The following is an 8370-nucleotide window of genomic DNA, read 5'->3' on the forward strand; positions in this document are numbered from 1 at the left end:
AAGGTCGATAAATTGATGTCGTTCCCGGCAATGACGTTAGTGACGCCCTCTTCACCGCCATTAACCAACAAGGCCGCGCCTAAGTTGATGTCATGTCCCGCTTTTAAGTAAATATCACCATCATTGACGTTGATACTTGAAATCTGGTCAATCACGGTGTTTTTACTTTTGCTCGCACCGTAATGCGTTTCGGTGGTTGAGGTGGTGCTATTTAAGTTGATGTCGTTATTCGCTTGTAAATATGCCAATCTATCCGCATTTAATCTGCCACTGCTGTTGATGCTATCTTTCGCTTGAATAATGATGGCGCCCGCATCAATCAAACCTTGGTTATTGACGTTATTACCTAATAAGGCAACTCGGTTTTTACCTAATATCGTCCCCGAGGATTCGATATCCTTCTCCGCCAGCACCGTGACACTTTTTCCCGATAATAATGCCCCGTCCGTCGTTAATTGTGGGCGGTTAACAAGGTAAACTTGTGGCACCAATACCGATACCGCTTGTCCATCAACCTGCACCGTTTTACTTTCTAGCCAAACTATATCACTGGTTAAGGCTTTCATTTGTTCCGCTGACAGCGAGGCACCTATCGATAATCCGTACTGCTTAGCAAATTCGACTCCCGCATTCATCAGTGCTTTATATTGCTCCAAGTCACTGGTGTAATCACCAATATATCGATGCCCCGTTAAGGTAACAATTTGCTCGCGGATGAGCTGTTGCTCGTAATAACCATCCCCTAACCGTTTTTGGATATTATTCGGATCAACCCTTAAGCGGTTGAACATGTAATCGGAACTTAACCATTTTTTGCGGTTGGTGAAACGGCTGTCAGTTTCAACAAGATAGTTGCTCTTTGGGTCTTTGTTAATGATTGATAAGCTATTTTGCGGTAAGGTTAAATTAGGCTCAACAAAGATAATGGAATCAGCATAATGCTGACTATCTTCACTGGTCACTTTTTGATTAGTGTCAATAATGGGGGTATCTGGCTTTTCAACGCTATCCGGTTGAATGATAGGGTTTGTGATCGGCAAATCATCCAATGGGTGTTCGGTTGAAATATTGATATTGCCCTTTTCTTTACCATTGTTGATGATAGCTTCAAGGGAATTGTCGAGGTGTTTATCTGTTTTGACTTCGGTCACAATCGGATTAACAATGTGCCCTACGCTAATTTTTTCTTCTTCTCGCTGCTGCAAGTCAATTTGGGTTTTATCCACATTGGTGTGAGACTCCATTTTGGCATGCTCAAGATCGATAGTGGTGACGGATTGGTTTTTATAATCTTTCCACCTTGCTCTTTTTTTATATACGGCTTTACCGTGCTTATTCTCTTTTTCTCGGTAATGATAAATTTCATCGCCAGTATCGGAAATGGTGCGCTGGCCTTTTAATGAGTGATTATTAAGTGTGCCGGTCATAATATCTAAGGCATTACCGGCAACAATTTTACTGTTGTCATTCTCTAAATGGTCGGATTGTATACGCAAATCTTTACCAGAGATGATTTCTGCCGGTGCCGTACTTTTGATTTTAGTTTCATAAATATTTCTTGTGTAATCATATTCATAATACTTATGAGTGGAATCAAAAGCGCCATTATTTGAATGCAAAACAGGGTATCTGTGCCGCTTTTTAGGGCTAGTGCGAATGCTGACTTCATCGGGTTTATATCGCCGAGCATCACCGAGAGGTGAATATTCAACAATATGTTGCCTTTCTACCAAGACCTCTTCAGTTTCAATATGGTCATTAATGTTGTTAATGTGGTTAACTTTTAAGGCCATATCGTCAGCCGCTTCAATCCGTGCTGAATGGTTGTTTAATGTTTGCCCCTCAATGTACATATCCCCTAAGCTGAGTATCAAAGCGTGATTGGTGTTATTTAACGTGTCAACATCCAATAAGAGTGCTTCCCTTGCCGCAATAGTGGGTGCAACGGGGCTGGATAAAGAAGCAGCACGGTTGTTCACCTCATGGGCTTTGATAGAAATCCAATCCCCATATAAACGTGCACCCTCTAGATTGTCAAAACGCTGCGAAGCGTTCACATTGACCTCGCCACCATCAATAAGCCCTTTATTTTCCAATACACGACTATTGGTGTTGATTTCCTCCGATTCGATAATACCCTTTTCTGTGTTTTTAATTTCATCACTCTTAAGGGTAATGGCTTGACCTGATGAGATTTTACCGTCATTGGTAATATGGCTTGCATTGATTAATATATCTTTATTGGCTAGCAAGCTGTTTTTGTTATCAAACCCATGCGTTAAATTAAGCTCAATATTGTTTTCAGCAAGCAGTTCTCCATCACCACTAAGTTGATTGGCGTTAATGGCAATATCATTGGCTAATAAACGGGCTTGGCTGTTGGCTATTTCATCCGCTTGAATATGTAATAACGTTTTGGCAATGATATCCGCTTGTTGGTTTTCAAGTGATTGTGTTTTTAGCTCAATTTTTTCTGCATTAAATTTAGCATTCTGATTAGTAATGGTATTAGCAATAATCTTTAATAAACTTGCCGTTTCAAGTTTTGACTGGCTATTATTAATCGAATTGGCCTCAATTAAAATGCCATTATTGGCCGTCGTTGTTGCGTGTTGATTATCAATAGCCCCATGAGACTGCAATTGAATTTGTTGCATCGCTATGAGCTTGGCATGATTATTGGTTAAATTATTTTCTGCATGTAACCGAATATTGCCCATGCTCAATAATTTTGCTTGTTGGTTATCAACGGTTTGTCCATCTAAGGTGATATCACCTTTAGCCTGAATATCAGCAGACTGATTATTGATATAATTTGCTTCAATTGTTAGGTCGCTTTCTGCGATTAATTGTGCTTGGTGATTATTCACATCATTGGCCGTAATTGCCAATACCCCTTTACTGCTTAACTCAGAATCTTCATTATCTAAAGAATCTGCATGAATGATAAGACCATCTTGCCCTGAGATAAGCATCGCATGTTGGTTAGCTAGATGGGCATTGACATCCATTTGCATACCTTGTTTGGCTTGTAAGGCGGCATTACGATTATCAAGGTTGTTGGTATGAATCGAAATGCGTTTATCTGCTAGCCATAAAGCGTTTTGATTATTTATTTCGTTACTGTTTATCGAAATATCTTGTTTAGCGGATAATGTGCTATCTTGATTATTTGTTTTGTTGGCGTCAATACGTATCGAATCATTAGTAATTAATGTCGCTGATTGATTATCAAATTCAGTACTTTGAATATCAATCCCTTTTTCTGCATTAAAATAAGCAGATTGGTTAGCTAATTTTTTAGCGGTTAATGATAATTGACCACCCGATATTAAGGTTGCCTCGTTATTATTTAATGTATCGGCTTTGACGGTAATATCATTATTGGCTTTAAATACAGATGAATGATTATCAATGTCATCACTATCAATAGTAATAGCATTTTGACTGACCCATTTGACTAATGCGCTATTAAGCTTTTTGGCTTTTATGGCAATATTATCATCCGCTTTTAATATAGATGACTGACTATTAAGTTCATCCGCATTAAGCGTGACTTCGTTACCCGCTACCAATAAGTTATTCTGATTATTAATTTGCTTGGCAGCCATATTAATTTTATTTTGTGTTCGAATGTCAGCGTTTTGATTATCTAATTGCTCATCAGCATTAAACTCAACATCGCCTGTCGCAATCATGGTGCTATGTTGATTATGAATCTTTTTACCTTGCATAGTCAGGTCATGACCAGACTTGATTTTCGAACGTTGATTATTAATTAACTGTGACTCAAGCTTTAGTTTATCACCGGAAATGAGTATTGCATCAGCATTGTCCAATTTGTCGGTAGCCATTATAGATAGTGCCTTACCCGATTGCATGGCCAAATGACGGTTATCAATGTCTTTACCTTCGATATTTATCGATTGCTGGCTAATGATTTGTGCATTTTGGTTGTCAATGTCGTTAGCCTGAATATGAATAGCAGCTAATGCATTAATTTGGGTATTTTGGTTATTAACATTGTTCGACAATAAATCAATTTTTCCATAACTGAACAATTTGCTGTTATGATTATTTAAATACGGTGCTTTAAAGTAAATATCTTTATAGCTTGATATTGACGAATTTTGATTATTAATCGTTTGTGCATTAGCGGTGATATTGCCTTCACTAATCCATTTTGCGTTGTTATTCTCTAATTGTGAAGTTGCTGTAACGGTTATGTCATCTTTGGCACTTAATGTTGCTTCATTTAATTTAACTGTGTTTGCTTCAATGGTTGACTGTTTTTCACTCACCATTAAGCCATTCGTGGCATCAATATAATCTGATGCATTCAGTTTTATATTCCCTTTGGCTTTAACTTTTGATTTTTGCGCATCAATATGTGAGCTGGTAATATGGATATCATTATTGCTAACTAATGTGCCCTCATTAACCCATAGTTGCTCCGCTGTTATCGCTATGCTATCGCTAGCGCTGAGCTCGGCATTATTATTATTTATATTTTTACCTTGTAGCGTTAAGCCAGAATTAGTCAGTAATTGTGCGGATTGATTGTTTTGTTCGGCTGAATTAATGGATAAATACCCATTGGATTTTAATTCTGCAGATTGGTTATTAACCTGTTGCCCATCAATAGCAATATTATGCAGTGCGGTAAATTTTGCATATTGATTAAAAAATTGCTTAACATTGATATTAATCGTTTTTTCTGAAATAAATGTCGACGAATGATTATCAACTAGCCCACTGTTAATATTAATATCACCTTTTGCCCTTAACGCCGCTTTTTGGTTGTTGATTTGATTGGCATGAACAGTCAAAACACCTTCAGTTAATAACTCAGACTGCTGATTATTAAACTGATGGCTATCAATGGTTAAATCTTTTTTCGATTGTAATGTGGATTTCTGGTTTTCTAATGTATCAGATTTTATTTGCAAACCATCATTAGTGACTAACAATGATTCGTTATTCGTAATATGTTGCCCTTTTAAATTAATCGCCCCTTCTGCCAAAAGCATCGACTTGTGATTATCAATAAAACGCCCTGCATTAAAATTAATTTTATTACCTGTATTGAGTTTTGATTGAGCATTATTGATACTACTGCCATTAAAGGTTATGTCTCCTTTAGCCAATATAACAGATTGTTGGTTATCAATTACGTTACCTGTAGCTGAATAAGATGCATTAGTTTTAACTTGTAAATGGCGGCTATCAATGGAATTATTCGCCTGTAGAAGGATATCTTTTTCACTATGGATTGTTGCTGTGTTGATATCAATATTTTCAGCCGTTAATGTGACCGATTCAGCACTATTTTGGCTGTTGGCTAGATTAATATTCTTTTGTGCATTAACTTTAACGTGTTGACCTGCCAGATTTTTACCCGTGAGTGAAATATTATTGGCATCTGCGGTAATATTGCTTTTTTGTGTTAATTTTCCCTGTTCATCAATCCCCGCGGCAATCGTGCTTTTTTGCGTACTATTTATTTCCGAAGCTTTAAGCGTAATGTCATTTTTTGCAACTAATGTTCCTTCATTGACTATTGATTTTTCACTGTTTAACTTGATGTTTTGTTTACTGTATATCTGCTTACTGTTGTGAATGTCGTTTTGACTGCTTAAACGGATATCTTGCTGAGCCTGTATCGCCCCTGTATTGACGATTTTACCCTCCGCCGTTAGGGTTATATTGCCAACACTCGCACCCAATTCTCCTGCATTATGTACACCAACCCCCTTTTCAGTGCCCACTAGGTTGATTTTGCCTGCATACATCCCTCCCAATGCGGATACATCTATCGATACTTCAGGTTTGTCGCCTACCTGTTCATCCAATGGGGTGATTTTTTGGGTGTCTTGGCTGACTTTATTGCGACCCGTCACTACATTTAAGTCATTCGCCCAAACCGCTGAGTTTATCGATACCGTGCGTGCAATTAAATCCGTATAACTTTGCGTTGAACTGTCAAATCCTTTACCTGTCACCGCGATATGACCTTGTTCAACCTGATAACCCGTCAAATCACCATTTTCTATTATCGGCTTTCCCGTCGTTAGCGTGCCACGACTGGCATTAATAAAACCACAACCATTACAGGTTATTCCCGATGGGTTGGCAATGATAACTTGTGCCTTTTGACCCGCTACTTCAACCACCCCATTTAATTGACTAGGATTGCGTGAGTTGACTTCGTTTAAAATAATTTTAGCACTACCTGTGGCATTTAATAGCTCATTACCTTGAACATACCCCCCAATCTGGGTTTTGCTTGCCTTACTACTGTTATTTAAAATGACACCTTGCTTCGATACATCAAACTGTTGGTATTTATTATGTGATACCCCTTTCTTATTCGGCGTTTGAATATTAATCTGCGTTGTGCCATTGGCTGTTGAGCCAATCAGAGGCTGTTGATGTTTGCTGGCTTGACGGTCTGGGACAATGTGGTTGCCATAAACTGGAGCGCTAATACTCACAAAACCTAACGAAATAGATACAAGAAAGGTTATCGGTCTTAATTTAGCAAAAAGCGATTTGAAACTGGCTTGCTCTCTTGTTGATGAAGTTTGTTCACTACCTATCGGTGTTTTAGTTATATCCGCAACGACCATCTGCATGCCACGTTTTTTGTTAAAAATAACTCGGTATAACTTCTTATTCATCGCTTAATTCCTTTCTCTTATTATCTTTTCTAATATTGATTCTGTATTTATCTTGCTTTACTTCTCTCTTTTTTGACTATTAAATCGTCATGTAATATTAATAATTCCAATTGACACTAAACCCTAAGACTAAGGGGTTAGTGTTAAAACCTTTGGGTTTTCGTATCGGTTTTCCCGCAAAGAGGTCATAGTAAAATCCATAATTATTACCTCTGATTCCAATAACACCTCCCGTTAGGTGCCTCCCCAACAAATATTCACTTTTTGCTCCTGATACTTCACCTGTATCAATCCCTAAGTAAGGTTCATGATTAAACGGTGCTTGCCAAGCAAGCTCATTACGCACATACCACCCCCGGTCTGCTTTTAACGTTAATTCACCATCAAAACCGCGTACGCTCCAACGTCCGCCTATCGAAAACTGGTCTGGTGAAGTTAAACGCTCGCCTCGAGTATATTGACCTTGATAGTCGATATGATAACGATATTGTTGCTCACCTAAACGAAAAGGAATATTGGCCGCAAAGTTAACTAGAAAAATATTCGATAATGCACTGCCGTTATCTTCCGGATTAAGCTCCTCTGGCGCTTTTTGTGCATTGAACCATCTCACGCCTTTTTGATATGACACCCCCGCATCCAATACTATATCGTTAATATAATGCCGATGTTGTAAACCTAATTGCCAGTTTGTGGTCTTCCTTTGCTGGATTTCGATTTCCGTTTCATTGATATAGTTATGCGATTGACGCAAGTTAATGCCATAACTTAATGTCGTTTTTTGTGATTCATTTCGATGAATCACTCGACTGAGCTGTACATTTGCGCTCCGACTGCGACCACTGTATTTGTAATCTTCATTTTGTCCCGCTACCGTTTGATGATATTTATTCCCCGATAACGAAGCACTAAGCAACCAATATCCCCATGGCACAGAATACGATAATAAATAGTTACGTGAGCCATATTTCCCTTTGCCGTTTAAATCATGTCCCCCTGATGCATAAAAAGAATCACTTAATGACAAAATGTTGTCCAAATAAAAGGTTACCCCTCCTTGATCCCGCCCTGTCGTCTTTGTACCTGAATCATCCACCGATAAACCTAATCGCCACATCTTTGTCTGTTTTCGAGCTATTACAATATCACTTTCACCTGGTTTGTCTCCTGGGACTAACTGCATCTGCGCACTTACGGTGGGTAAACGTTGTAAATTTTCAAGCCCTTGCTCAATATCGCGTAAATTGAGTGTTTTGCCTTCTCTAACTGGCATGGCACTATAAAGCTGCGCATATTTATCACTATCATCACTATAGTTAACGTGCCTAACTTTACCTTCAACAAGCAATAATTTTAACGTCCCATTCGCTAAATCTTGCTCTGGGGCTACAACTCGAGTTGTAATAAAACCATAACTTACCAAGCGGTCTTGCAACTGACTCATCAATAAATTAATACCTTCCCCCCCCAAACAACGATGCTCAGCTTGTTGAGCGAGTTTCTTTAAAGGGATAAACCAAGGTAATTTGTCACGATCAATTAATTCAACTCGATTAATATTGAAACATAATGACTCAACAGGAAATTCTATCTCGCCAACGGTTTTACTTGGCGGTAATAAATGAATATCAGGAGAAGTTGGATTTAATGAATCCTCTAGCGCTTTTTGACGCTCTTGCTGGTGAATTAA

The 8370-nt window shown here is 38.4% G+C and carries 2 protein-coding genes; both read right to left on the reverse strand.

Annotated features, from left to right (window positions below; genetic code table 11):
* Positions 1–6680 (reverse strand): two-partner secretion domain-containing protein (locus A9G25_RS06010; RefSeq protein WP_141675018.1); only part of this gene is annotated, 6680 nt, incomplete at its 3' end.
* A gap of 97 nt (positions 6681–6777) precedes the next feature.
* Positions 6778–8370 (reverse strand): ShlB/FhaC/HecB family hemolysin secretion/activation protein (locus tag A9G25_RS06015; RefSeq protein WP_065626187.1); only part of this gene is annotated, 1593 nt, incomplete at its 5' end.

This window comes from Gilliamella sp. Bif1-4 (assembly GCF_001690535.1).
Taxonomy (GTDB): Bacteria; Pseudomonadota; Gammaproteobacteria; order Enterobacterales; family Orbaceae; genus Gilliamella; species Gilliamella bombi.